Raw genomic sequence first — 25,468 nt, 5'->3', positions numbered from 1 at the left:
ACCAGGCCGCCGCCGTGACACGGTTCCTGCACGACGAGACGATCCTGCTCGACCACGTGGTCGGGGCCGGCAAGACCCTGACGATCACCGCCTCGTGCATGGAAGCCAAACGACTCGGGCAGATCCGCCAGCCGTGGATCGTGGTGCCCAATCACCTGCTCGGACAGTGGTCGACCGAGGCCCGCGACGCCTACCCGAACGCGAACATCCTCGTCGCCGCCGACCTGGACGGGCGCGACGACCGGCAACGCTTCGTCGGGCAGACCGCCGTCGGAGACTGGGACCTGGTGATCGTGCCGCAGTCGGTGTTCAGTCGCATCGCCATGCGCCGCGAAGCGCAGATCGAGTACCTCGAAGGCGAACTCGGTGAGCTGCGCGAGGCCCTCGACGCCGCCAACAGTCAAGGCGCGGAGTTCACGGTCAAGCAGATCGAGCAGGCGATCAAGAACGCCGAGGCCAGGGTCGAGAAGATCATCGCGGCCAAGGCCACCGACGAAGGCTTGACCTTCGAACAGTCGGGGTGTGACTTTTTGTTCATCGACGAGGCGCACGACTACAAGAACCTCACCCGCCCATCCAACAGCGCCGATCTGGCGGTCACCAACGGCTCCCAGCGAGCCACCGACCTGGAGATGAAGGCCAAGCACCTGCGGGAGAAGGCCCGCGCCCTGGGCGCCGAGCAGGGGATGGCACACGCGCCGGCCAAGGCGATCGCGTTTGCCACCGGCACCCCGATCAGCAATTCACTGTCGGAAATCTGGGTGATGACCAAGTACCTGCGCCCGGACCTGCTGCACGAGGCCGGCCTGGGACGGATCGACAACTGGGCGGGCACCTTCGCCAAACCGGTATCGGTGCCGGAGATGAACACCACCGCCACCCGCATCCAGATGAAAACCCGCATGGCCGAATACGCCAACGTCCCGCAGCTGGTGGCGATGCTCGACCAGTTCCGGGACGTGGTGACCTCCGATCGGATCCCGGTGCGCCTGCCCGTCCTCGACGGCGGAGCCCCGAAGATCGTGGAGTTCGACATGGGACAGGACGCGATCGACGCGATGGCCGATCTGGATGTGCGCATGTCCCAGATCCAGGGCGATCGGATGGACCTGGACAACAGCCTCAAGATCGCCACCGACGGGCGGAATCTGACGATGTATCCGTCATTGGCGAACCTGGGTGCACCGGACCCGCAGCACAGCCGGGTCGAGCACGCCGCCGACCTGATCTGGCAGGTCCACCGCGACCACGCCGACCTGCACATCCCGGCCGACAAGTACGGCCCCGAGATGACCGGGGTGTTCCAGCTGGTGTTCTGCGACCGCGGCACCCCCAAGGCCGGAGCCGGCCCCAAGGCCCGCAATCTCTACACCGAACTACGCGACGCCCTGGTGGCCCGAGGCATGAAACGGGAAGAGATCGCGTTCATGCACGACTACGACAACCCCAAGGCCAAGGCCCGCCTGGTGCAAGCCTGCGCCGACGGGCGAGTGCGGGTGCTGCTCACCTCCACCAAGAAGGGCGGCACCGGCCTGAACGTCCAACGGGCACTCAAGCAGATGATCAACCTCGACCCCGCGTGGACGGCCGCGGACATGGAACAACGCCTCGGCCGCATCATCCGCCAAGGCAACGTCCACGAGACCGTCAGCGTCGTCAACATGGTCGCCCGCCGCTCCTACGACGCGATGATGTACCAGTACGTCGCCCGCAAATCGAACTTCGTGGCGATGATCCGCAAGGCCGATGTGCCACCCACCATGGACGACATCGGCGGGGACCTGACCGTCTCGTGGGCGCAGAGCAAGGCCGCGGCCACCGGGGATCCGGTGTTCGTCGAGCAGGTCGAAGCCGACCAGAAGGTCGCCGAACTCGAAGCCCGCCGCGATGCAGTACTCAACGCCAACGCGGCCCGCAACGCTGCGATCCGGGCACTGAGCCGATCGATCACCGCCGACGAGAAACGGCTACCCGAGGTCCGTGAGGTCGCCGGCAAGCTCGCAGCCTGGAGCGCCGTCGAGGACCGTGCCCAGCGCACATGGGCGTTCCCCGACGGGACGATCCCCGACTCGCAGACGGCGGAGCTGGCCGATGCCCTGCGAGGGTCGTTGATCCGGCTCAAAGACGAGGTGACCCGCAGCAGTGACGAGCAGGTCTTCGGTGTCATCGGCGGGGTGCCGCTGAGCCTGGGCTACAGCCAGACCCTCGGCCAGTTCTCCGTCACCGTCGGCGAGGAAACCGCCTGGTACGAGCGGGACCGGTTCTTCAACGTCCTCGAACGCTCCACCGGAGCGCAGGGAATGCTGTCCACGATCCGCAAGATCGCCGACCGCGCCGACCGGCACCCCACCACCATCGAATCGCGGATCGAACACAACCGACGCCGACTCGCGCAGGCCGAGGCCGAACCGGAACTCGACTTCACCGACACGGCCGAACTCGAGGCCGCGAAGCTGCGAGCCGAGGAACTGCGGCTCGAAGTCAACGCCCGCGAGAACTCTCCCGAGGCGCTGCGTCGAGTGCGTGAAGACCAGCAGCGACGGGCTGCGGACGGGCAGTACCCGCAGTGGACTCTCGATCTGAACCCGACCGATGCATGGGCCGAACACCGGAACATGAGCAAGGCCGAGCTCATCGCCTCAGTACCCGAGCGCATGGCCGCAGCCCGGCAAGCATGGCTCGACGGCGCCGAGATCCGCGAACAGAACCGCAAGGCCGATCCGTGGATGGCCCTCGACGACACCGAAGCGATCTGGCAGTACGGCTTCGACTCGGGCAGCGGCCGTCCCGGGGCACGGGTGTCCTGGGACGAGCGGCAATGGCACCTCGAAGCCTGGGACGGCGAGGGCGGTATCGACCGCGACGCGGTCAACACCCGAGGCGAAGCCTTCAGCCTCGGCAGCCGACTGGTCGACACGTTCGCCGCCGACCGGCAGATCCCCCGCGAAGCGATCCACCAGGCCAGCATCGAACGCCGCGAACGCCTCGACAGCACCGCCGCCAGGGCGACAGGGCCGGTCGACGCGGTGGTCGAACCTACCGAAGCTGTGACCGAACTCGACGGTGACGTGATCGTGGAGCCGACCGAGACGGTCGACATCGATGCCCCGGACGCCTTCGAACTCGACGAGACCCTCGTCCAAGGGTTACAGGCCGCAGGGGATGTACGTCCGCTGCGCACTTTCGACCCGCACAGCACCACCGGGCCACAGCGGCACACCGACCCGCTACCGCAGTACGAAGCCGGATACGACGGCGGATACGAAGACGGTCGCGCCGTCTGACCACGCCTTTAGGCTCGACACCACCGGTGGGGCCAGAACCGATCCCAAGGCTCTGCCCCACCGCCACCACCGACCAGGGGGAATCCATGACACCACGCAAGACCGAAGCCGAAGCCCGCGCCGCCCTCGCCGCGATGGAACCGATCATGGCGATCGAAGGCCGCGAGATGAGCGACGGCGACAAAGAACTGCTGGTCGAACTGATCCGCAGCACCAAGACCGTCGACGACGTCACCAGGATCATCGCTCGTGAGGCCGGCTACGAGATCGACTGACATGGCCCCGCGATACTCCCGAGAGTGGCTGGACTACTTCATCCCCGAGACGATCACCTGGCACCGCGACGAGGTGCCCGACACCAGCCGCGCCGTCATGAAGAACCTGCTCCTGCAATCACCGCGGTGGCCCCACGGCATCCCCGACGCCGAGGTCGTACACCGCGTCGAAGGCGTCGCCAGCTACTCGCGAATGCAGGAACTGGCCGACCATCCCATCCCCGGCCGGTTCGACCTACCGCACTTCCAGCGCATCCACCACCACCTGTTCCAGGACATCTACCCCTGGGCCGGACAGTTGCGCACCGCACCGTGGGACTGGCCGATGGTCAAGATGGGACCGGACGTCGCCGCCATCCGCGCCGGCCAGAACCACGTCACCGAAACCCGGCACGCCTACTTCACCGCCCGCGAAGTACCGGAGGCCGCGACCGCCGTCCTCGACCGCATCGCCGCCAAGGACAACCTGCGCGGACGTGGCCGCGAGAGTTTCCTCGACGAGCTGACCACGGTGTGGCTGCGCATCAACTACGTGCACCCCTTCCGCGAAGGCAACACCCGAACCCAGTTCGCCTTCTTCCGGCAGCTGTCCGCCGAGGCCGGCTACACCCTCGACACCGACCGGTTCCAAGCCGTGGACAAGGCCGAACTGCGGTCGAATCCTCTGGTCGGGGACCTGCGCGAACAGTTCGTCTGGGGCCGTTTCGAATACATGCAGACCGGCGACACCCGTCTGATGCGCGACGTGCTCGATCAGGCGATCATCGACACCGATCCGCTGCCGATCGGCCCGCTCATCGACCACGGGGTCGATCTCCGCGCCATCGCCGCCGCTGTCTCCGGGCACCCCCGCTCCACCCGCAACTTCGCCCTCGACACATCCACGCCGGATCCTGTCGCTACCCCCCGTGGACTTGCCCCGCAACCGACACATGAGTCACGATCTCGATCTATAAATCGAATACCGAGCGGGACGGAATGACGAGATATTCAGAATCTCGTACATACCCTCGCCACCTCAACTCCCCATATGCCTGTAGTTATACGTGCGCCGAAGAACTTGCATGCCAAATCCGGCCCGGCGTAACGGTTCAAAGCGGATCGTCGAAATACTCGACATGGCCCACATCCTGCGTCTGGCCGGAATCGCGTGCCTCTGTGCGGTATTCGCAAGCTGCGGTTCCGACAACGGGTCCACCTCGCCCCCCACCGCCACTTCCCAAATCCCCACCAGCGCAACGACTGTGCAATCCTCCCCGCGCGAGACCGAACCCACGCCGCAGACCGACGCGGAGTCGGTGGAACCCATTCCTCCTGCGTTGGCACCGGCCCCCTCTCCCCCGATGTCCGAAACGGCCGCAGTCGAAGCACCTGTGGTCGAGGAGCCCTACATAGTCGACTGTCAGATGGGCCTCGGGCCGATCGTGACGTACTGGTCGGACGGCACCGTCACTGGGTACTCCGACTACTGTCAATCCGTTCACGACCGGGTTCTTCAAGGCGAAATCGAGGCGAATACACCCGAGTGTGACGGCACCGTGTGCCGATACCCATCCGGGACCACGATGCCGGATCCGAACGCAGCGCCCGACGACCGGTGCACCAATCAGATCAACTACGCAGGTGATCCGCGATCCAATGCGGAAATCAACTCCATCGGCGCAGAAACCGGTCAATGTCCCGCGCCGATGTCCTGAGGGTGACTGACTGCTTTTGTCCGGTTCAGCTATCGAGGTTCGGTCCGTGGCCTCGATCGAGTTCGCGGGAAGGGATGCTGCTCTCATCGACCGCAGGTGCTGTCTTCGACGCCTGCGCAGCATCCCCTGTGTTCACCAGCCGACTCCCTGACCGCCAGGAACATCACCGGACCCGCGTCGCCGGTCTTCCAGTGTGGACAGCAACACGAACTTCGTACCCATCAGAGCGAACGCCGCATCGCTGTCCCCCGCGACGAGAAGTTCCCGCTCACGGGCGTGCAGCGCCGCAATCGCGGTCTCGAGCTCATCGTCGGTCATCGCATCGGCGGCATCACCGATAGCTCGCGTCCTGTCCTCCACGCGCCGAGAGTAGCCACTGTCTCGCCGGCTGCACGCACAGCCCAGCAGCGGAAAAGGCGATGGTCCCCGGCGGGGGCGCCGGGGACCATCCTTCGACCCGTCAGGGAATCACTCACCTGTCGGGGAACTCGGGTGATTGCAGCGGTCACCGTAGCGGAAGGATGTGGCGGCACCAAACAGGTGAAGCGAGAGCGACCGGCAGGAGGAAGGAACTCTCGGAGTCCAGTCCTCGACAGGCACGAAATCGGTCAGACGCGCCGGCCACGGATACGTGAGCGGACTGTCGGCGTCGACCTCGATCATGGCCATGCCGGTGTCCTCGTCGATGTCGTTGACGGTGAACACGAACGTGCCGCGTGCGCTGACCTTCCCCTGATCGCCGGGCTTGATGGTGGTGCTGTCTCCGATCGACACGACAGAACAGGGGACGTGTCATTTTCGCAGTTCACACCACAATTTCAGCGAAGCTAAATGTTCTGGATCCGGTGGGTCGCCGCGTCTGCGATCCGGCCGGCTCACTCGCCTGACGAGTCGGGCCGCGGTTGCTCCTGTGTCTGTCTCGGCGGCCATTGCACCCCGGAGAACGGTGGCCCCGTGTGGGGCGGAATGAGGATTTCCGCTTCGCAGACGACTGGCGGTAGGTGCGGTGTCCGGTGGCTCCCGAGGGGCGCAGGGCTGTCGCGCAGGTGCACGGTGTCCAGCCCACGACCACCCGGTGCGGGCCCAATCGGTGCCCGTTCGGGCACCGTTTCGGTGCGCGTTCGTAGGACACCACACCACCGATTTTCGCACATGTGTTCGATCCGGACACTATAGTCGGTGGGCGGCAGGTCGATGGAGGGACGCGAGAGCAAACTCGGGAAGCATCGACCTGCCGCCTCGTTTCCGCAGGAAACCGGGGCGCCGAGAGCGGAAGAACCTCCGATGCCGGGCACCCCCCCGCACCGGCCTGCACACCCGCCTCGGTCGCGGTCACTGCCGTCCACGAAGCGGGGGAAGTGGGGGTCCGCCGGCACCGTCCTGCCCCTCGAACGACCGACCCGGGGATCGACCAGGCTGCCACGGCGCCCTCGCGGGCGATGACATCACCGATGACCACCGCGGCCCCCCGGTCCATGGCGAGGGCGCGGCCGACGAGGTGCCCCGGGGGCGCGGAAGCCTCGGGAGGTACGCCGACGGCAGGGGCCGATCGCCTGGTCGGAGCATCGATCCCTACCATTCGTAACGTACGTATCATGATACGTACGTTACGAATGGTGTTACGATGCTGGATACGGAACGTCATCGGGTCGGGAGGGCGGGGTCATGGCCGAGGAAGCCAGAGGGGGACGGCGCCGCGAATACGCCACCGACGCCGATCGGGTACGGGCCTGGCGGCAGCGCCAGAAAGACAAGGCCCGCGCCCAGCAACAACAGGATGCGCTGCCGACCGATCCGGTCGAGGCGATCGGCACCCTCGCCGACGCGGTACCGCTGCTGCGCCGCGAAGCCCAGGCGATGCTCGAGACGCTGACGACGATCGCGTCGTCGATCACCACCGCGACCGATCTGCTCGCCGATCCGGCGGCGATCGATGCGCAGCTGCGGCGCGTGCAGGCCGAGGCCGACAAGGTCCGGGCCGACGCCGCAGCCGAGATCGCGGCACTGCGGGACGAACTCGACACCGCTCGTACCGAACGCGCCGACGCCGATGCGGCCGCCACGGCCGCCGACGCCGAGGCCACCGAGGTCCTCGCCCAGCTCACCGCAGCCCGGGCCGATCATGCCGCGGCACAGGACCGCTGGCAGCAGCAGCTCGATCAGGCCGCATCGGCCCACCGCGAGCAGATCGTCGGCTTCGAGCACCGGATCGAGCTGCTCACCGGGCAGCTCGACGAGCACCGTGAGCGGCTGACCCGAGCGATCGCCGAGAAAGACGCCGCGGCGGCTACCGCAGCCGACCACATCCGGCGGCTCGAAGCCGAACTCACCGCCGCCCGCACCGCGGCGGCCGCCGAACGCGACCGCGCCTCCACCGCCCGCGCCGACGCCGCCGCCGCACACGCGCAAGCCGAAGCCGCCCGCGAACGTGTTGCCGAACTGCGCGCCGAACTCCAGGACCTGCGCACGCCCCCGGCCGGCTCGTGAACCCCCAGCCGGGGTCCCTGCACTGCCGACTGTCGCAGCTGCGGACCTCGAGGTTCGAAGGGGTCGACCTGTCATACTGGATTCGGCCATCCCCGCCGTACCCCTTGCGGCGGGGATGGGTTCTGCGGTCAGGCACGCACTCATCGCCGACCAGGGCCGCGACGTCGTAGACAGCCCTCGGTGTCGTCTGCCCACCTGATCCCGGGGCCCTGCGTGATCGCCTCCGTCCAAAGTCGATGCGTGTCGAGTCGTCAAGCGGGCGTGCATGATGAGAGGCCACCGACACGCACCGAGGGGAACGATGTTCACCGCACTACGCGGGCTGATTCCGCACACGATCGGCCACAGCCCACGCGCCGACCACCGAATCACACCGGGCTGGCACACCCGCGCAGACGAAGTCCGACGCGGCAGCACGCACCCACGCCCAGGCGCAGATCGAGACATTGGGCAGCTACCTCGGCTCGCTCACCGAACAGGACCGCGCCGAGTACATCGCCGCAGCACACGACCTCCACGATGCGATGAACGAAACCGGCACCGAGGACTTCCGCGCCTGCTCCCGAGATGGACGACCACCCGGCGACGACAGCGTCCCGGACGGAATCCGATCGCTGCAGCAGCTGCGGGCACTTGCTCGCACGATCCGCACCTCGAGCCGGCCTGACCCGACGGAAATCCCCACCGCGCCGAATGCAGGCACGTCCGCCACGCATCCACACACCGACCCGGGAAGCAACGACGACACCGACCCGGGCCCGGCCGGGGCAGCAGAAGCGATGAACCGCGCTGGCGGTGAGGCCGCGGCCACCGTGTTGGTGATCGCCGGCCGCAGCATCGACATCGACACCGCGGTCGCCACGGCCCACGGCTATCCGGCAGTGACCGTGGCCCGCTACGACCTGCCCGGACCCGGACCCGCCGCGGTGATCACCGCCGACGAGATCGCCCGCACCCACCAGGTGCGCTCCCGCATCAGCCACGCCCACCGCGACTGGTTCATCCGCAGCGCCGTCGACGCCCCGTGGGCGGCGGTGCCGATCGAGGCACAGCTGGTCGACGCCGACCCGAACGTCAGCGGCGGACTCTACGACCGTGCCGAAGCTCTCTACGAGCATTTCCGCACTGCCGCGCCCCGGCAGGTGGGGGTAGCCAAGATCAGCAAGGTGCTCCACCTCAAACGCCCCGGCTTGTTCCCCATCCTCGACTCGAAGGTCATGGCGTTCTACCGGCATCCTGCGCGTGCCGCCGCGGCCCGATACCCCCACCGCGGCAGGCAAAAGATGTTCTGGGCGGCCATCCGCGACGACGTGTGCACCAACCTCGACAGCGGTGCCCTCCCGATGTTCCGTCGACGCTTGGAGCAGTCCGAGAGCGAGCAGGTACGCCGGATCGCCACCCTGACCGACGTGCGTCTACTCGACCTGCTGACCTGGGCTACCACCTGAACCCGGCACCGCATCAACCGATCTTTCGAACGGACAGCGTCAAATCGACACATTGCGTTCGAGTGGGCTGCTCACGCGGCAGGCTGGACGCAATCACCGGTTCCGGCGCGTGCTATCGGTCCGGACACCGAGGAGCGTCGACGGCTGATGGTGTCCTATCCAGGGGAGGATCTCGACTATGGCGACGGTACGAAGGATCATCGGCGCCGGATGCCTGGTCCTCACACTGACGGCGTGCTCAGCCTCGGAACCGGACGAGACGGATGAGGGGACGGGCACGGCCGAGGTGAGCGCCCTGCTACGCAAACTCGACGAGGCGGGCATCGGCGCCGAATACCAGAACGTCGATTCGACCCTACTTCACGAGATCGCGTCGACGACCTGCAGTGCCCTCCGCGAGCGTGCGACCCCTGCCGAGACGATCGAGGCAATGATCGTGCACGGCAACCTCGCCTTTCCCGGCACGACGCTTGGGCGATCATCGACACCTAATGTCCGGACATGGCACTGGAATAACCCCTGAGGAGCCGGCCGTAACGGTTGCCAGGAAGGGCGTTCCGAGAGCAGGACGGCCGCGGTGACAGCGGCGAAGGCCACTGCTCGAAGAATGCGACCACAGAGTCTGTCATCGGGGAGTCCCGCTGTTGACGACCGCATCGACGTAGTCGGGGCAGTACGCCACCGCCGCAGCTTCGAGGATCCACTGTGCTTCGTCGCCACTGACCGCAGCACCGCGGTCCATGCTGCTTTTGATCATCGCGTACCGGATCGCGAAGGGATCCGTGCCGGCCTGCAGATCACTGCAGAGAGTGTGCGCTGCCGCTATCGCGGTGCCCTCGTCTCCGTAGTCGATCCCGCCCAGTTCGAGAGTGCCGAGATAGGTGGCGTCGTTGATCATGGTCTGGGTTTCGGGGTCCATCCGAGCGATCTGTTCCTCGACCTCCGACGGAGAAGCCGGGGGCGGCGGAGCAGCAGAGACGTCCTCGCCGGTGCCGGCCGGTAGTTCCCCATCCTTGAGCACCCCCAACGTGATGACCTGCCCGGGCGGGGCGTGCTCACCGGCAGCCAGGCTCTGGCTGTTAACCGACCAGTTGCTCTCCCACAGCACCGAACGATCCTCTCCGGTGTCGTCGTGCACCTCGACGTCCAGCCCCGCGTCTTCGATCCGGTTCTTCGCGTCGGGAAGTGCCATGCCGAGCACCTCGGGGACCACCACCGTCGACGGTTCCGCACCGGGCGTGGGGGCCGGCGACGTTTCGTCTTCCTTGCCGATGGTCAAGGTGATGGTGGTGTGGTCACCGACGGGTTCGCCGGCGGCAGGGTCCTGGGAGGCCACGATCCAGTTCTGTTCGATGAACACCGACCGGTCCTCGCCGGTGATGTCACTCGTCTCGACCTCGAGTCCGATCGGTTCCAGAGCATCCTTGGCGTCGCCGAGGGTCATGCCTTGCACGTCGACGATCACGTCGCCGGTGGCCGTGTCCGTCTCGTCCTGCGGATCGCAGCCGGTCAGCACAAGACCGAGCAGAGCCAGGATCACCACCACAGCGAGCCGGCGAGCATAGGAGAGCTGGGTCATCGGTGATCCGTTCTCTGGGGAGTTTTCTGTCTGCTCTGTCGGTCCCGTCGCACCGGCCCGTTACAGGACCGGGGTGGTTCCGGTGAGGTCGGCGCCACACGCCCACATGAGAAGCTCAAGAAGCTGGGTGTTCACCATCTGCGCGCATGCGATCGCGAACAGGTGCCACCGGACACGGCCGACACCGAAACGTCTCCATCGCTCGGTTCGATGTCCCGGATGTGAGTGATCAACGATGCCCCCGATGTGACCTGATGGTCGGCCAGTGCGAACACACCCGCGTGCTCGCAGGCATAAAGACCGCAGTCGATCCTTCGCGGATTCTGGTCAGTCCCAGCCGAACCGCGCATCTACCCGGCTGTCCGCACAACGACGAGAGTGATCTGTCCGAGTGGGGTGAGATCCGGGACGTGCCCCGGGCGTGGGAACGGCTCGGCAATGGTGAACAGCTCGGCACCAACGCCGGGGCAGTCCTGGAGCGCCCGGCAGTAGTCCGCTGTCGTGACTGTGAGGCTCGCTGACCACCGCACAACGCTCGCTGGCTCCTGCCCACAGCAACGACCCCGGTGGGCAACGGTGCCTGCAGGCGCATTTGGGCTCGGTCGACGTTGGCAGATTAGGCCCGTGGGCACATCCCGACGCGTGCACGGGTTTCCTCGGTGCTCCGAATCTCGTCATGCCTCATTCGGTGGGGTGCGGGTAGAGAGCAGGCAGCGCTCGGGCATTCCTGGACCAATGAACCCGAGTCGACGGCGGGGCCGACCTTCTGTCCGGGCACGGTTGCGTCCTCTCTAGGCTCGATACCCGTGCAGGCCTTCATCGACGAGAACACCGTCCGCGGCATCATGGTCGTCGCTGCGGTCGCGGACCCGTCGGCGCTCGAGCACGCCCGCCGCACCTTGGCGGGGTTGCGGATGAAAGGTCAGGAGCGGATTCACTTCAAGTCCGAACGGGATTCGCGGCGACGTGCGATCTGCTCGGCGTTGGTGACCTTGGATGTGCAGGTACGCGTCTATCACGCTGCCGGGCTCACACCCAAGCTCGGACGTCCGCGCTGCCTGGAAACCTTGGTGGAAGACCTCGCCGAGCTGCCGATCTCTCGGCTGGTCCTCGAGCAGGACGATTCGACCGTCAAGTCCGACCGACGGGTCCTGTTCGAAGCGGCCGGCAAGCACGGGATCCGCGAGCAGCTGACCTATCACCACCTTCGGGCCAAGCAGGAACCGATGCTGTGGATCCCTGATGCGGTCGCGTGGTGCCTGGCCAAAGGCGGTGAGTGGCCCGATCGGGTCCGCCCATTGATCACCAAGACCATGACGGTGCGGTAGAAACGCGAAACCCGGCTCACCAACCGTCCGGAAGGCTGCCGGGCTCACTTCACCAGAGCTAGTGCCCTGGGCACCGTTCACGATGCCAGAAATTTTCAGACTGTGCAAACACCCAATTTTCGCTGGGAGAATCGCTCGCAGCACGCGCCTGGTGCTCCGGAGAGGAGAATGCTGCAGGCCCGGATGATTCGGCACCTCGTAGGACCAGGTCAGTCTGTTACCGGATCACGCAGCAATCCCTAAAGGTGTCAGTCGTCACTGGTTAAATGGGATTTCGAAGGGAGAACAGATGGCTCTGTACTACACCGAACAAGACTTGTTGACGTACGCCGAGGGGCGTACAGCAAGCTCGGCAGCTGATGCTTTAAGTAGGTTAGAAAAGTCTGCGCTAGGAGGATTCGATGTATTCCTCAGTCATAGCGTTCGGGACGCTCGCCTTATTTTAGGATTGCGAAATTTGCTGCGGAAGCAAGGGTTGAGCGTATACGTCGACTGGATAGAGGATCCTCAGCTGGATCGCACTCAAGTATCATCTGCCACGGCAGCCCGCCTTCGGGACCAGATGCGCGTGTCGAGAACGATGATCTATGCAACTTCAAGGGCGGCCTGCGAATCGCGGTGGATGCCGTGGGAGCTCGGATACTTCGACGGTCTACGGAATGCTGAGCGTATTTCGATTCTCCCCATCGAGAGCTCAGTCAAGTACGACGACTTCGTGGGGCAGGAGTACTTGGGGCTGTATAAGGTCATCGAGAAGGTTGAAGTATTGCCCTACGGGACGACAGAGCCATACGCTGTGCTCCCTTCGGGTCTGCGCGGGGAGCCGATCAAGTCTTTTGCTCGTACTGAGGGACGATACGAGGACCTGGAGCGTCGATGAGTTCCTCGCAAGTAAATCAGAACGACCATCATAAGCATATGGAGTTCGTCCAGTCGATAATAACCAGGTTGGCGAACAATTCTTTCTTGCTGAAAGGATGGTCGCTTACTCTGGTTTCGGCTCTCATGGGATTTGCGGTAGCGCATGACCATATTTTACTCGCCGCCGCTGCTGTTCTTCCCGCACTCGTTTTTTGGATACTGGACACCTACTACCTGAGGCAGGAGCGCGCATTCCGAAACATATATGATGCAGTCGCAGCGGGCACCGTCAAAGACTTCAAAATTAATCCGCGACGCTACGTGCCTAGACACTCATGGTGGGCCGTGGCATTTTCGGTAAGTTTGAGTCTTTTTTATGGTGCAATGATTGTTCTGATCTTCCTTGTGACTCTCACTCTCGCACTTCTATCTCCAGCCGAAACTAATCCGTCCCCCTACGAAATCCGCGTGACAACCGAGGGAGGTTTGCAGACCGGCGTACCTGATAACCCGGAACCCACCCTCAATGACAGTGCAACGCCGCTCCCACAGGTACCCATGCCCGCCCCCCAACCCAGCGAGACCTTTTCCCCGCCACCGTCGTAGGGGGGGGAGGGGTAGGGTCTCAACGCGACCGTGTCTTTCGGAATGTCAACCGAGCTCATCAATCGATGCTCGTATGGTCGAGGCGATGGAATCGAGCTCCGCATCCGACCAGTCTGCATCGGGCGGCCAAAGCTCAGGAATGCGGTCGCCCATGTGGCGCGGCACCACATGAATGTGGAGATGAAAGACTGACTGGCCAGCAGCCACTCCATTCGACTGGATGATGTTCATGCCCTCGGCTTGAGTTGCGCGGGCAACCGCTGTTGCAACGCGACGCGTAGCATCGGCCAGCACATGTCCGGTGTGCTCATCAATCTCCCAGATGTTGCGCACGTGAGCCTGTGGCACGACGAGGGTGTGCCCTGGGACCGCAGGCACGTCCGGAAGGAAGGCAATGACGTCCGCGGTGCGCATAATTTCTCGTGCAGGTCCTCGGCGTGCAGCGATAGCACAGAACGGACATAGGTGTTCGGGATTCTCACTCTTGTTCATGGTCGTCGATAGCCCTGAGTGGCCCACGTTGCGATGTTTTTTTGAATCGCGGCGTAAATGTCATTGCTCGTAGGAGCGAAGCGACCAGTGTAATCGGCTGGGTCGTAGACGGGAACATAGTCGGCATATGTCCTACTGCTGTCGGAAAAACCGAACTGCGCAAACGGATTCGCTCCAGGCTGATCCGTGATTCCTGCGGAATTCTTGAGGCCATGGATGCACACACCGAGTAGCGGCTTTTTGATCGCCCAGGCGCGTTGGATCTCGTAGCGAACGAACTTCCGCGAGGCGGTCTCCGCTCCGATCATCACGATGACCGCCTGCTTGTAGTTCATCTGCTTGTCGATCCACTCCTCGACGGCCTTGTCTCCTCTGCGCTTGACCTGTTCCCAATCTTGCGCTGGCAGCTCGACCTGTTCATCCAGTGCTCCCATCCTCAAGACTTGCTGGACTCGCCAATGGTCTCGCTGGTAGTGGAAGCTAACAAAAGAGGATCGAGACACATGCACTCCTGTTCGAATCTTTTGGTCGAACCCTGTTAGGCCGAGCAACTCAGCTCATATCCTACGAATCCGGGCCGATATCATTGGTCCGATAGGTGCATGGAGGGCTCCTCGTCCAGCCAGTAGCCTTCGTCAACTCACCGTGCCCCACCTCATTGGATGGGGCACGTTATGGCCACTGTTCGTGCCCAAGTGGTGCCCCGTTGAGTTGGTCACGGCGTTGCCGCCAGTCGGGTAGGTGCTGGTTCATCAACGTGGTGAAGTGTTCACCATGATTGCGTTCGAAGTAGTGCATCATTTCGTGCACGACGATGTATTCGAGACAATCGGGGTGTTTTTTGGCGAGTTCGACGTTGAACCACAGGTGCCGGGTCTCGCGATTGCACGAGCCCCATTTCGTTTTCATCCGCCGAATCGTCCACTGCGGCACACTCACCCCGAGCTCACGCTCCCACTTGGAGATCAGGTCGGGGATCACCTGGCGTAGCTGTTCGCGGTACCAGTGGTCCAGATACTCGCGCCGCTTGTCGGCCGAGGTGCCGGGGGGTGTGTAGAGCAGCAGGCGGGCGCCGTCGATCTCGACGTGCGCTCGTCCGGGGCGTTCGATGACGGTGAGGCGGCGCCGTATCCCCCAGATGTAGTGGGATTCGCCAGTGACCATCTCGCGTTCGGATTGCCGCTGCGCGGAGCGGAGTTTGTCGCGTTGGCGTTTGATCCACGTCAGGCGTTGGATCACCGCCAGGCGGACCTGGTCGTCGTCGAGCCTCATGGGGGCGGCGACCCGCACCCGACCTAACGGTGGGTAGACGCCGATGTGGAGGTGTTTGATGTCCTTGTAGATCACATCGATGTCGATGCCGCGCACGCTCAGGTAGGCGTTAGTGGTACTCATCGCGGGCCTTGATCAGGTCGAATAGCTCGTCCATCCGGTCGAAGTCCGGGGGCAGAACCTTATGGAGGGCGCGTTTGACGACTTTTTCTTTCATGGGGTGGCCGACCCAGTCGTGGGGTTTGCTGGTCAGGATCGCGGTGTCGATCTGGATCGGTGTGGCCGGATCGTCGAATCCGAAGTCGATCAGGGCGCGGCGGGCGCCGTTGTCGGCCCACTCGGGGTAGGTGGTGCCGGAGTCCTGGGTGCCGATCTTCTTGGCGGTGTCGATCAGCTGGGTCAGGTACTGCTGGTAGTCGAGGGCTTGGCGGCGGCGTTCGTCGAGGATCGCGTCGAGCAGGGTGCTCATGGAGTCGTAGTACTTCGGGTTCAGGGCGTGTTCGTCGACGATCACCTGCCGGATGTTGTTGACGATCGTCTCCGCCACCGCCTCGGGGTCTTTCTTGATCCCCGGTGGGAGGGTGTCGATGGCCCCGGTGCCGTGCTGGACGATGAGCTCGATCAGCCCGGTGTCGGCGAAGTTCGCCACGATCTGGGAGGCGCCGGCTTGGATGTAGGTGTCGAGCAGGTACCGCATCCCGGCCTCGTACTGCTTGAAGTCGATGTTCTCGCCGGCACCGAGTTTCACCTCGGCCCGCACATCGACGTAGTGGGCGACCTCTTGGCGGATCGTGTCGGCTTCGGCTGGGGTGTAGCCGGCCTCGGTCATCTCGTTGGCGAGGTTGCCGTACGCCCGCACCGCGGCGGCGATCGACTTGTACAGCTCGACGCGTTTGGGTTCATTCGCCTTGAGCTGGTCGGTGTTTCCGGGCTCGAGCGCACAGAAGTACTGCTGATACTGCAGCGTGTTCTTTGGTGGGGCGACGGGTTCGACGAGTGCCCGGACGCGTTCGAGGGCGTCGTCGAGTTTCTCGCGGGCTTTGTCGATGCGGTCCGACAGCAGCCCGTCGATGTCGGTTTTCTCGTAGCCGTCCAGGGCGCCGGAGGTGTAGTCGGTGATTGCAGATTCGAGGGAGTTGAACAGGTCCTGGTAGTCGACGACGTAGCCGTAGTCCTTGTCGTCCCCGTCGAGCCGGTTGACGCGGCAGATCGCCTGGAACAGGCCGTGGTCGCGCATCTTCTTGTCGATGTACAGATAGGTCGCCGACGGGGCATCGAAGCCGGTCAAGAGTTTGTCGACGACGATCAGCAGCCGCATCTGCCCGGGATTTTCGCGGAACTGGCGCTTGACGGCCTGCTCGAACGCCTCGACCTTGGCCGGGGTGGCCACCGTGTCGACGGGTTCGCCGAAGAAGTCGGCGAGCATCCGCCGGTAGGTGTCGTACTGGAAGCGTTTTTCAGTGTCCCCTACCCCGGCGTCTTCCTTCGCCACATCGCTCGCGTTGGGGGTGTAGCTGGTGACGATGGCGCATTTGCCTTTGAAGCCCGCGGCGACGAACATGGCGTAGAACTTGCAGGCCTGGTAGATGCTCGAGCCCACCAGCATGGCGTTGCCGCGACCGTCCATCAGGCGGGGTTTGGTTTCCATGTCGAGCAGGATGTCGGAGACGATCTTCTCGGCCCTCGACTTGCTGGTGAGGACCTTCTGCAGGGTGCCCCACCGTTTCTTCAGCTCCGCCTTCGACAGGTCGGTCATGCCCTTGGTTTTCGCGTCGAACCACGCGTCGACCTGGGCTGGGGCGGTGAGCTGTTGGTCGATGTGGCGGGCCTCGTATCGCAGATCCAGCACCACCCCGTCGGTGACGGCCTCGTCGAACTTGTAGGTGTGGATGAACGTACCGAACGTTTCGATGCTGGTGGCCTTGTCCGCCTTGAGCAGCGGGGTGCCGGTGAACCCGATGAACATCGCACCCGGCAACAGCTGTTTCATCGCCTCGTGCATCGCCCCCGATTGGGTGCGGTGTGCCTCGTCGACGAACACGAAGATGTTGCCCTTGGCCTTGAAATCGTTCGGGACGGTGGCGCGCAGTTCTTGGATGAACTTCGCCGTGGCCTCCTCGTCGGCGTCCTTGCCGGTGTCGGTGCCGCGGAACTTGTGGATCAGCGAGCAGATCAGCCAGTGCTCGCTGGTATTGAGGGTGCCGATCAGATCCGCGCCACTGGTGGTGCGATAGACCTGCTCGTTGACGCCCTGGAAGACTCGTTCGATCTGTTCGTCGAGTTCGGTGCGGTCGGTGATCAGCAGCACCCGCGGGTCCAGCTGGTTCTCCCGGATCCACTTCGCCAGCCACACCATCGTCAAGGACTTGCCCGAGCCCTGGGTGTGCCAGATGACGCCGCCCTCACGCTGGGCGATCCGTGCCTGAGCGGCCTTGACCCCGAAGAACTGATTGTGCCGGGGTGCCTTCTTCACCCCGGTGTCGAAGACGATGAAGTCGTGGATCAGCTCGAGCAGCCGCTCCTTGCCGCACAGCTGCACCAGCCCGCGGTCGAGAGGATCGGGGATCTCGGAGGGTTCTTTCCACTCCAGCCAGTACTTTTCCGGGGTGTCGAGCACCCCGTAGCGCAGACCTTCGACGTCGTTGCCGGCGAACACGAACTGCACTGTGGAGAAGAACGAGCCGATGAACTCCGGGCGCTGATTGCCGATGCTCTGCCGAATTCCCTCCGACACCGCTACCTTCGAGCGTTTGAGTTCCAGGGTGGCCAGTGCCAGCCCGTTGACGTACAGCACGAGGTCGGGGCGTTTGGTGTGCTGGCCGGCGACGGTGACTTCCTCGGCGATCGCGAAATGGTTTGCGTGCGGGTTCTTCCAGTCGATCAGCCACACCGTCTCGGTCTGCTCGCCGAACCCGGGGCGCACCTTCACCCCGTAGCGCAGCAGCCCGTACACCTCCCGGTTCGCCTCGTACAGGCCGTGCCCGGCACCGACCGCTGCGGCCTTGCCGAGCTGATCGAGGGCCCGGTTGATGAGCGGGGCGTCGTACCCGCGGGCCTTCAAGCTGGCGGTCAGCAACGCGGTTTCGATGTTCGCGTTACCGGCACGCGTGGCCCAGTTCCCGAGATACTCGTAGTCGAGCTGATCACGGAACAGCACCACCACCCGGTCCTGTGTCTTCCGCTCGACTTGCCCGACATCACTCATGAACCCGCCTCTACCTCCGCCTCGTCGACCCATCGGGCCAGCACACTCAGGGCTGCGAGGTATTCGAGCGCTTCCTGCTCGCTCAGTTCCTGGTCAACTTCATGGCTGAGTGGATTGCGGATGCCAGCGAATATGCCTTCAGCCAGACTCATCGCGCCTCGCTGTACTGACTTGTAGGTGTCGCTTCCATCGTTCTCCATTCGACGTAGGCGCGCCTTGGCCGGCTTCGGATCCTCAAGAGAGAACGTCTGTTTGAACAGGTCGGTCTCGCTGATATCGCGGCGACCTACCTTATTCTGTGTCTCGGCATTGAGCTTTCGAATCGCACCACCGACAGCCTCGCGATAGTGACCCGATTGCCAAAGGGATCTGGCCCCATCCCACACCCAGGTATGCAGCCGGGCAGCAGAAAGTTCCGGGGCATTATCACCGAGGTTCTGCCTTATCTCCTCATCACGGACCAGCTCTTCACGGGCCCGGATTGCAGCCTCACGATGCCGTGTCCAGCGGTTGCTCTTCGAATTCTCGATGGCGGTAAGCCAATCGGGAATGACACGGTCGAGAATCTTCTCGATGACCTGGGCCTGTCTCGCGACGTCAGCATCGGATGCAGCTGTGTAGTTTTGGGAGGTGAAGACGGCTATACCGCCATGTGAACCGCTTCCGTTGCGCATGACCGTCTGTTCGATGAACTTGTCGAGTTCTTCAATTGCCCACTCAATGTTCATGCCGCAGGCTCCGCCAGCAATCGAGTGCGTCCAGTAAGTAGCTGTTGCATCATGCCTGTCTTTACAGCACGAGCCTTTGCAAGCCGTGCCTCCAGCAAGTCAATTTCGTCGTCGGCATCCTGGAGGGCATTTGCAATTGCTACTTGCTCGCGCTCACTAGGGACCTCGATCTCTAAAGATAGAAAGCGATCTTTAGGGATATTCTTCATGCTCCCGCTGGTGCCAGTCGCCATCCCTCGAAGACAACTTGCACCAGAGTCTGAGGCAAAGTGGTATGTGAGCCAACGCATGTCAGTAACGGTTCCGCGTTTTGCTCTAGCCATCCAAAGGCGGTCCGGCAGAAAAAGTTCGAGACGCGTCTCCCGAACGTACCCAACTTGACCAACAAGCGCAGGGGTATTCATTCGGCTGATGACGAGGCTTCCCCCAAGGGGGTTACAGCGAGCACGAGGAATATCGGCGGGCAAAATTGGTTTCGATTCGCTCGGTATGAATTTACCGTTCTCTACACACGATGTCTTCAAAATCGAGCCTCTACCGGTAGTCGCAGTAGTCGAGCGAACGCTGACACCGGCAGCCAAGCCGTCTACTAGATCTGAAACTTGTCGCAGCTTCCATGCCCCGACGAACCCAGGCAGGCGTGTACGTCCGGTGAGGAGCTGCTGCATCATGCCCTGCTTGATCGCCTGCTTCTTGACGATGAGCCGCTCAAGGGTGGCGATCAGGTCGTCAATGTCCCACAGTGCGGCAGCGATGCGTTTCTGCTCCCCTTGATTGATGGGGATCCTGATATTCAGACCCTTTACAATGTCCGTATTCACGTTCATCTGAGAGCCAGACTGGCCTGCCTCGCGCAGTTTACCTTCGGATGCTTTTAGTAGATAGAGCAAGAATTTTTGATCTACCTTCAGGTTCTCCAAGGCTACAAAACCGTCATGGATGCATGTTGGAATTCCGGTTATCACCGGGACGCCAACTGTAGCGGCGATACTCATGATCAGTGTGCCACGCGCAAGGTACCGACTTCGAGCTATCCCATCAGACGATAATGCCTGCGTAGTTTGGAGGAGTGTCCGTCCATCAGATCGGTTTACGTCAGCAATTCGGACCCAACGAACATCGCTTCCGCTGTCGAACCACCTCGCCGATGCAATCGGACGAGGAGAAGCGCCACGGGACACGGACGCCACCGAACCGATCGTCGTCTCTTTCCATTCAGCCACAACCGTCATTAAGTCGAAACCCCCATTGCAGCTAGGTGTTCGGCAACCTTGGCTTCAAGTTGATCGAGCTCGGCATCGAGATCTGGGACGGTTGCCGCATAGCGTTCGCCGAGTTGTTGGATGCGCGCGACCAGGTCGAGGGTGAGCGCTTCGACTTCACCTACCACGCGGTGCACGATGGTTGCCTGCCATTTGTCGTCGAGCACGAGTGTTTTGATGTCGTTTTCGGTGAGGTCGCCGTATTTTTTGAGCGTGGCGAGGTCGAGTTCGTTCTGGGCTTCCTTGACGGCTTTCTTGGCGGTGGCTTCGGCGTTGTACAGCTCGATCGCCTGCTGCAGTGCCTCGATCTCCTCGGGATCACCACCCTTCTTGATCGCCTTCAATCGTCCGGCGACGAGGGCTTTGGAGATCTTGTCGTCGCCCATGGCGTCGGCGAGCAGTCCGTCCTCGACGGCGTGTTCTTCGAGGTATTCCTCGACGGCGCGGGTGGCCTCGTCGGCGGCGGCGGTGAGCTCGTCGATTCTGGCCTGTGCGTCGGCGAAGTAACGGGCGACGATCAGCGCCGGCGGGATGAGGTCCGTCTTGTATTTGGTGGCGCCGCGCCCGGAGCCGACGACCAGGTCGGGGGTTTCGGAGAGTTTGCGGTCCTTGTCCTCGATGGTCTGGCGGGGTCGGGCGGCAGCGTGCCAGCCGTCGGCCAGGAGCAGGTAGACGTCGTCGTGCATGACCTCGTGCCAGTAGGTCATGAGCTGTTCGTAGATGTCGTATTCGTCGAGTAGTGGGATGGGTTTGAAGCGGGCCAGCAGGTCGTCGCCGAGGGCGGCGATCAGGTCGTTCGGTGTGGTGTCTTCGTCGATAGCGGCGAGTGTGTCGCGGTGCGCGGCGAACCAGTCGGTGGTCAGTGTCCGGGCTTCGTCGGTGAACTGCTGGAACTCGGTGGAGTCGAGGATGGCCTGCTGGACCTGGCTCACGTCGATGGCCAGGTCGCTGTAGCCGAGGCGGTTTGGGGTGAAGAGATGACCGCGTAGCTGGGGGAAGGCGTCCCAGTAGTTGCTGAGGGCGTCGAGGTCGCGGTCGGGGATGCCGCCGTGGAGGTGGGCGTGCAGATCTTGGAGGTCTTCGGGTTCGGAGGAGTCAATGTAGCGGGGGATGTTGAGGTTGTAGTCGTTTTTCGGATCGGCGATCTCGCGAAGCGGCACCATGCGGGAGTAGCGGTCGATCTCGATCTGCTTGGTGAAGGTGTCGACGATCTTGTGAAGGTCCTGGCTGCGCAGACGGTTCTTGTTGCCGTCCTTCATAAAACCTTTGGAGGCGTCGATCATGAACACCCCGGTGCGGGCCGGGGCGTTCTCCTTGTCGAGGACGACGATGCAGGCCGGGATGCCGGTGCCGTAGAACAGGTTCGCCGGCAGCCCGATGACACCTTTGACGAAGCCGTGTTGGAGCAGGTTGCGGCGGATCGTCGCCTCGGCGTGGCCGCGGAACAGCACCCCGTGGGGCAGGATGATCGCGGCCTTGCCGGTGCTGTTGAGGGACTTAAGCGCGTGCAGCAGGAAGGCGTAGTCGCCGTTCTTCTCCGGGGGGCGGCCGTATTCGAAGCGGCCGTAGTCGTGCTCGAGGCCGTTGCTCCAGGATTTGACCGAGAACGGCGGGTTCATGACGACGAAGTCGAAGGTCCGCAGTTGGTCGTTGCGGGTAAACTGCGGGTTGGTGAGGGTGTCGCCCTTTTCGATCTCGGCGATCTCGTTGCCGTGCAGGATCATGTTCATCTTCGACAGCGCCCAGGTGGCGTTGTCTTTTTCCTGGCCGTAGATCGTCATGCCACGCGGGGCCTCGGCGGCGGCTTTGAGCAGCAGCGAGCCGGACCCGCAGGCCGGGTCGTAGACGGTGTGGTCCTGGCGGGTGTGCGGTCCGATACCGACAACCTTGGCGAGGATGCGAGAGACCTCGGCGGGGGTATAGAACTGGCCCTTGGACTTGCCGGAGTCGGTGGCGAAGTGGCGCATCAGGTACTCGTAGGCGTCGCCGAGCAGGTCGTCGCCCTCGGCACGCGAACCCCGGAAGTCCAGGTCGTTGAAGATGGTGACCAGCTTGGAGAGCCGGTCCTGCATCTCCTTGCCCTTGCCGAGTTTTTCCTCGTCGTTGAAGTCGGCCTGGTCGATGACGTTGCGCAGACCGTTGGCCTCGGCCAGCGCGGCGATGATCTTGTTGAAGCGGTCGCCGATCTCCTTGTCGCCTTTGGCGGCGAGCATGTCGTCGAACGATCCGCCCTCCGGCACGTCGATCAGGCTGTTCGGATCGGTCTTGGCCTTGTCGGACACGTACTTCACGAACAGCAGCGTCAGGATGTAGTCCTTGTACTGGCTGGCGTCCATCCCGCCGCGGAGCTGGTCGCAGCTTGCCCACAACGACGAGTACAGATCGGACTTCTTGAGCGCCACGGTCGCCTTCCTGTCGTGCCTGCGGATCGTTCGTCGACGGGTGCCGCCGAATCGATACCGTTCGAACCTGCATTGAATCGTGCCACCCCGACAAACCCCTCGGGGACGGGAGTTGCCTCCAGAACGCCTCTCCACCGGCGCCCGTCCCATCTCGGCCCTCCCAGCCTGCGGGCCGGCGTGCACCACCTCGGCCGAGGTGAGTACCGGTTCAACATCCCTCCAGCACTGCCATCAGGTCCTTGAGCAGGGCGTCGGTGCGGTCTTCGATCTCATCGAAGACCTCGGCGAGATCCTCAAGGTTCTCGTGGTCGCGGCGTCGGGATGCAGTGCCGTGTTCGTAGTAGTCGGGGTCGAGGTCGATCTGGGGTTCGACCCAGACCTCGGCGTCGTCCGGAGGACACACCGGCAGCACCTTCCGGACCGGAGCATGGCCGGACAGATGCGCTCGCACCAGGGTCGATACCGAGTGCGGGGTCATCGGTTGCGCGTGTGGGAGGTGTCCCCAGCGGTCGATCGGGCACAGCAACGGCTGGCGCGCCTGTTCGGCATCGAGCGGGTCGGCGATGATTTCGGTGGGGGCGGTGAGGTGATGGCGCAGCAGATGGGTGCCCGGGTACTGGTCGAGGAACGTCTGGATGTTTGCCCACCGTCGATAGATCGCAGCTGGATCGCATCCGGTCTCGGGATCGGGTACGAGCCGGAATTGTTCGCCGGACCGGGTCGTGACCATAAGTGTGTCGCCGTCGAGGCGGAGGTCGCGGCGGCGTAGCCGGGTGAGGTCGGTGAAGTTCATGCCGGTGGCGGCAAGGACCAGCAGCAGCGCGTCGCGACGGCCGAACAGTCCACTCGACCAACCCTCGGTGGGTAGCTCGACCGCCCGCTGCCTCAGCAGGCGCTCGATCCGGTCGAGGCGCTGGGCGCGGGCGGCATCGAGGTGCCGGCGCACCGTCTCGGTGCGCCCCGGCGGCGGGTAGCCGTGCCCGGTGTGGACGGCGTTGATCGCCGACATCCGGCGCCGCTGCGTTGCGGCCGTAGCGGGGTGTTCGTGTAGGAACAACGCCAGGGTCTGAGGCGCAACAGGGGTGGGTTGGTGGTCCGCAGCGGCACACCAGTCGGCGAACAGCATCCAATCGTGCCGGTAGCGGGCGGGGATCCGCAGGCCGAGGTTGGCATCGCGAACATCGTTGTGGTGGAACGCTTCTCGGTCGATTCTGGCCATCGCGGTCACAATCCGAGATTGGTCACGGCGTTGCCGATGAGCGGGGCATGTTCGCGGGCGTAGGTTTCGAGCATGGCGGGGGTACTGTGCCCGGTCTGGCGCATAATCGCGTGCGCACTGGCACCGTTGCGGAAGGCCTGGGTGACGAACCCGGCCCGCAGCGAATGCCCACCCAACTGTTGCACGATGTCGGCGTCGTAGCCGGCCTGAGCGGCGCGGCGCCGGATCACCTGGTGCACCGCCGCCCCCGACAACGCGGTCTCGGAGAGGTTGCCGTTCTTGCGGATCGATCGCAAGAACGGCGAGGACGGCACCATGCGCGGCCGCACACCGCGGCACACATGCGCTTCGAAGGGTTCCGCGCCCCGGAGCAGCCGGATGACGGCGGGGCGGCCCCCGGTGTCGAAGGCGGCGACGACCTGTGCCCACCGCATCCACGCACAGGGCGGGCAACTGGTGTGGTTGTGGGTGAACGGCAGCGCCCGGACACTCCCCCGCCCTTCCTGATCCGTCTTGGTCTTGCGCAGGCGGATGTGCAGGCCGTCGAGCCGGTGCAAGGACACGTCACTGCAGGCGAGGGCAACAAGTTCGCTGCGCCGGAATGCGCCGGCGAAGCCGAGCAGCAGAATCGCACCGTCGCGGCGTTCGAGGACCTCCGCGGCCCAGCTGCTGCTGTCGGCGCGCATCTTGTCGACGATGGTGATGATGTCGGCGGTGAGCAGCGGCGCCCGGGGAGTGCGGGGCCGCTCCCCCGCCGTCGCGTAGTCGCGGCGGATCCCGGACAAGGTCGCGGCGACCAGCTCGTCCGCCCCGGGGGCGGGATGGCCGGCGCGGCGGTGGTGGTAGCCGATCCCGGCGACCCACCGCGCGAGGGTGGCCGGCGAGTAGGCCCGCTCCCCCGCCTCCGTCACCGTCGAGGCGGCGCCCAGCAGGTAGGCGGCAACGGTGAGCGGATGCGCCGGCAACGCCGCGTGACCTTCGCGCTGGCACCAGGCGGTGAAGCGTTGCCAGTCGGCGGCGTAGTTTCGCCGGGTCGACTCGGACCGCGACCGCGAGACGGTCCCCGCCATTTTGGTGAGGGTTTCATCCGGCAACACCGGCATGGCGGGGTCTCCGAAGGTCGGGACAGGCACGGACACGTCGTCGGAGTGGCTCGTGAGCAGGTGGTCGGGCACGAACACGGAGCCTACCCCCCGGCACCGACGCTCTCGAGCAGGAAAACGCGCTCATCTGCGGTTTCGAACTTGATGGTGCGCTAATGGCAATTATCGGCACTGACCCCGCACAAACCATGACTGACATAGCACCAGGGCGAAAATCCGC

22 protein-coding genes are annotated in these 25,468 nt (G+C 63.9%); 10 read left to right on the top strand and 12 right to left on the bottom strand.

The genetic code is table 11. The features are described from left to right. The 4 genes from NVV99_RS24730 to NVV99_RS24715 form a co-directional block, all read left to right on the top strand. The coding region (locus tag NVV99_RS24730; RefSeq protein ID WP_260783169.1) for a helicase-related protein at nt 1–3,284 on the top strand (3,284 nt) is incomplete at its 5' end. 86 nt (nt 3,285–3,370) lie between these two features. After that, nucleotides 3,371–3,559, top strand: a complete 189-nt coding sequence (locus NVV99_RS24725) for a hypothetical protein (protein ID WP_033098681.1) — start codon at nt 3,371–3,373, stop codon at nt 3,557–3,559. Nucleotide 3,560: 1 nt separating this feature from the next. Beyond that, nucleotides 3,561–4,541 carry a Fic family protein gene (locus tag NVV99_RS24720; RefSeq protein ID WP_232333538.1) on the top strand — a complete coding sequence of 327 codons (981 nt, stop codon included), beginning with the start codon at nt 3,561–3,563 and terminating at the stop codon, nt 4,539–4,541. An 82-nt stretch (nt 4,542–4,623) separates the two neighbouring features. Next, nucleotides 4,624–5,256, top strand: coding sequence for a hypothetical protein (locus NVV99_RS24715; protein ID WP_232333537.1), 633 nt, complete (start codon nt 4,624–4,626; stop codon nt 5,254–5,256). A gap of 132 nt (nt 5,257–5,388) precedes the next feature. Here the strand turns inward: NVV99_RS24715 and NVV99_RS24710 are convergent, their stop codons facing one another. Both NVV99_RS24710 and NVV99_RS24705 read right to left on the bottom strand, forming a co-directional pair. Further along, the gene (locus tag NVV99_RS24710) at nt 5,389–5,616 is read right to left on the bottom strand and encodes a hypothetical protein (protein ID WP_232333536.1); all 228 of its coding nucleotides are present in this window, start codon (nt 5,614–5,616) and stop codon (nt 5,389–5,391) included. A gap of 108 nt (nt 5,617–5,724) precedes the next feature. Further along, on the bottom strand, nt 5,725–6,030 hold the full coding sequence (locus NVV99_RS24705) for a hypothetical protein (protein WP_033098679.1): 306 nt from the start codon (nt 6,028–6,030) through the stop codon (nt 5,725–5,727). A gap of 891 nt (nt 6,031–6,921) precedes the next feature. Between NVV99_RS24705 and NVV99_RS24700 the strand changes: the two genes are divergently transcribed. From NVV99_RS24700 to NVV99_RS24690, 3 genes are all read left to right on the top strand, one after another. Next, nucleotides 6,922–7,743, top strand: a complete 822-nt coding sequence (locus tag NVV99_RS24700; protein WP_065996631.1) for a hypothetical protein — start codon at nt 6,922–6,924, stop codon at nt 7,741–7,743. A gap of 446 nt (nt 7,744–8,189) precedes the next feature. After that, complete coding sequence (locus NVV99_RS24695) at nt 8,190–9,191, top strand: DUF6308 family protein (protein WP_019287559.1); 1,002 nt, start codon at nt 8,190–8,192, stop codon at nt 9,189–9,191. 178 nt (nt 9,192–9,369) lie between these two features. Then, complete coding sequence (locus NVV99_RS24690; protein WP_019287558.1) at nt 9,370–9,714, top strand: hypothetical protein; 345 nt, start codon at nt 9,370–9,372, stop codon at nt 9,712–9,714. A 102-nt stretch (nt 9,715–9,816) separates the two neighbouring features. Here the strand turns inward: NVV99_RS24690 and NVV99_RS24685 are convergent, their stop codons facing one another. Continuing rightward, nucleotides 9,817–10,770, bottom strand: coding sequence for a DUF732 domain-containing protein (locus tag NVV99_RS24685; RefSeq protein WP_019287557.1), 954 nt, complete (start codon nt 10,768–10,770; stop codon nt 9,817–9,819). 806 nt (nt 10,771–11,576) lie between these two features. Here NVV99_RS24685 and NVV99_RS24680 point away from each other — a divergent pair. The 3 genes from NVV99_RS24680 to NVV99_RS24675 all read left to right on the top strand — a co-directional run bounded on the left by NVV99_RS24680 (nt 11,577) and on the right by NVV99_RS24675 (nt 13,565). Continuing rightward, complete coding sequence (locus tag NVV99_RS24680; RefSeq protein WP_033098625.1) at nt 11,577–12,098, top strand: hypothetical protein; 522 nt, start codon at nt 11,577–11,579, stop codon at nt 12,096–12,098. Nucleotides 12,099–12,387: 289 nt separating this feature from the next. Next, entirely contained in the window at nt 12,388–12,978 is a 591-nt protein-coding gene (locus NVV99_RS27305) for a toll/interleukin-1 receptor domain-containing protein (RefSeq protein WP_084295204.1), read from the top strand. Further along, nucleotides 12,975–13,565, top strand: a complete 591-nt coding sequence (locus NVV99_RS24675; protein WP_157127034.1) for a hypothetical protein — start codon at nt 12,975–12,977, stop codon at nt 13,563–13,565. The genes NVV99_RS27305 and NVV99_RS24675 overlap by 4 nt, the downstream gene beginning before the upstream one ends. A gap of 45 nt (nt 13,566–13,610) precedes the next feature. On the opposite strand, the gene NVV99_RS24670 is transcribed toward NVV99_RS24675, so the two are convergent. The 9 genes from NVV99_RS24670 to NVV99_RS24630 form a co-directional block, all read right to left on the bottom strand. Continuing rightward, the gene (locus NVV99_RS24670) at nt 13,611–14,057 is read right to left on the bottom strand and encodes an HIT family protein (protein ID WP_033098626.1); all 447 of its coding nucleotides are present in this window, start codon (nt 14,055–14,057) and stop codon (nt 13,611–13,613) included. Continuing rightward, nucleotides 14,054–14,560, bottom strand: a complete 507-nt coding sequence (locus NVV99_RS24665; RefSeq protein WP_019287553.1) for a TIR domain-containing protein — start codon at nt 14,558–14,560, stop codon at nt 14,054–14,056. Before NVV99_RS24665 ends, NVV99_RS24670 begins: the two co-directional genes overlap by 4 nt. A 169-nt stretch (nt 14,561–14,729) precedes the next feature. Continuing rightward, a complete protein-coding gene (locus tag NVV99_RS24660; RefSeq protein WP_033098627.1) occupies nt 14,730–15,452 on the bottom strand; it encodes a M48 family metallopeptidase in 723 nt (240 codons plus the stop codon). Beyond that, nucleotides 15,439–18,534: a type I restriction endonuclease subunit R gene (locus NVV99_RS24655; RefSeq protein WP_033098628.1), complete on the bottom strand. Its 3,096-nt coding sequence runs from the start codon at nt 18,532–18,534 to the stop codon at nt 15,439–15,441. Before NVV99_RS24655 ends, NVV99_RS24660 begins: the two co-directional genes overlap by 14 nt. Further along, nucleotides 18,531–19,262: a TIGR02391 family protein gene (locus NVV99_RS24650; RefSeq protein WP_033098629.1), complete on the bottom strand. Its 732-nt coding sequence runs from the start codon at nt 19,260–19,262 to the stop codon at nt 18,531–18,533. Before NVV99_RS24650 ends, NVV99_RS24655 begins: the two co-directional genes overlap by 4 nt. Continuing rightward, on the bottom strand, nt 19,259–20,494 hold the full coding sequence (locus NVV99_RS24645) for a restriction endonuclease subunit S (RefSeq protein WP_084295202.1): 1,236 nt from the start codon (nt 20,492–20,494) through the stop codon (nt 19,259–19,261). The genes NVV99_RS24650 and NVV99_RS24645 overlap by 4 nt, the downstream gene beginning before the upstream one ends. Next, the gene (locus tag NVV99_RS24640) at nt 20,494–22,926 is read right to left on the bottom strand and encodes a type I restriction-modification system subunit M (RefSeq protein ID WP_260783168.1); all 2,433 of its coding nucleotides are present in this window, start codon (nt 22,924–22,926) and stop codon (nt 20,494–20,496) included. The genes NVV99_RS24645 and NVV99_RS24640 overlap by 1 nt, the downstream gene beginning before the upstream one ends. A 208-nt stretch (nt 22,927–23,134) precedes the next feature. After that, nucleotides 23,135–24,145, bottom strand: a complete 1,011-nt coding sequence (locus tag NVV99_RS24635) for a hypothetical protein (RefSeq protein ID WP_033098644.1) — start codon at nt 24,143–24,145, stop codon at nt 23,135–23,137. Between the two features lie 5 nt (nt 24,146–24,150). Further along, nucleotides 24,151–25,248, bottom strand: a complete 1,098-nt coding sequence (locus NVV99_RS24630) for a site-specific integrase (protein WP_260783170.1) — start codon at nt 25,246–25,248, stop codon at nt 24,151–24,153. Nucleotides 25,249–25,468 lie beyond the last annotated feature (220 nt).

This window comes from Rhodococcus sp. PAE-6 (assembly GCF_025290685.1).
GTDB lineage: Bacteria > Actinomycetota > Actinomycetes > Mycobacteriales > Mycobacteriaceae > Rhodococcus > Rhodococcus pyridinivorans.
The sequence above is the reverse complement of the archived record's forward strand: the minus strand, read 5'-3'. Positions and strand labels throughout refer to the sequence as shown.

What these genes read in the sequence shown, in the direction of transcription:
- NVV99_RS24725 (WP_033098681.1), top strand. Translation starts at nt 3,371, where the DNA reads ATGACACCACGCAAGACCGAAGCCGAAGCCCGCGCCGCCCTCGCCGCG.
- NVV99_RS24720 (WP_232333538.1), top strand. Translation starts at nt 3,561, where the DNA reads ATGGCCCCGCGATACTCCCGAGAGTGGCTGGACTACTTCATCCCCGAG.
- NVV99_RS24715 (WP_232333537.1), top strand. Translation starts at nt 4,624, where the DNA reads ATGCCAAATCCGGCCCGGCGTAACGGTTCAAAGCGGATCGTCGAAATA.
- NVV99_RS24700 (WP_065996631.1), top strand. Translation starts at nt 6,922, where the DNA reads ATGGCCGAGGAAGCCAGAGGGGGACGGCGCCGCGAATACGCCACCGAC.
- NVV99_RS24690 (WP_019287558.1), top strand. Translation starts at nt 9,370, where the DNA reads ATGGCGACGGTACGAAGGATCATCGGCGCCGGATGCCTGGTCCTCACA.
- NVV99_RS24685 (WP_019287557.1), bottom strand. Translation starts at nt 10,770, where the DNA reads ATGACCCAGCTCTCCTATGCTCGCCGGCTCGCTGTGGTGGTGATCCTG.
- NVV99_RS27305 (WP_084295204.1), top strand. Translation starts at nt 12,388, where the DNA reads ATGGCTCTGTACTACACCGAACAAGACTTGTTGACGTACGCCGAGGGG.
- NVV99_RS24675 (WP_157127034.1), top strand. Translation starts at nt 12,975, where the DNA reads ATGAGTTCCTCGCAAGTAAATCAGAACGACCATCATAAGCATATGGAG.
- NVV99_RS24670 (WP_033098626.1), bottom strand. Translation starts at nt 14,057, where the DNA reads ATGAACAAGAGTGAGAATCCCGAACACCTATGTCCGTTCTGTGCTATC.
- NVV99_RS24660 (WP_033098627.1), bottom strand. Translation starts at nt 15,452, where the DNA reads ATGAGTACCACTAACGCCTACCTGAGCGTGCGCGGCATCGACATCGAT.
- NVV99_RS24655 (WP_033098628.1), bottom strand. Translation starts at nt 18,534, where the DNA reads ATGAGTGATGTCGGGCAAGTCGAGCGGAAGACACAGGACCGGGTGGTG.
- NVV99_RS24650 (WP_033098629.1), bottom strand. Translation starts at nt 19,262, where the DNA reads ATGAACATTGAGTGGGCAATTGAAGAACTCGACAAGTTCATCGAACAG.
- NVV99_RS24645 (WP_084295202.1), bottom strand. Translation starts at nt 20,494, where the DNA reads ATGACGGTTGTGGCTGAATGGAAAGAGACGACGATCGGTTCGGTGGCG.
- NVV99_RS24635 (WP_033098644.1), bottom strand. Translation starts at nt 24,145, where the DNA reads ATGGCCAGAATCGACCGAGAAGCGTTCCACCACAACGATGTTCGCGAT.
- NVV99_RS24630 (WP_260783170.1), bottom strand. Translation starts at nt 25,248, where the DNA reads ATGCCGGTGTTGCCGGATGAAACCCTCACCAAAATGGCGGGGACCGTC.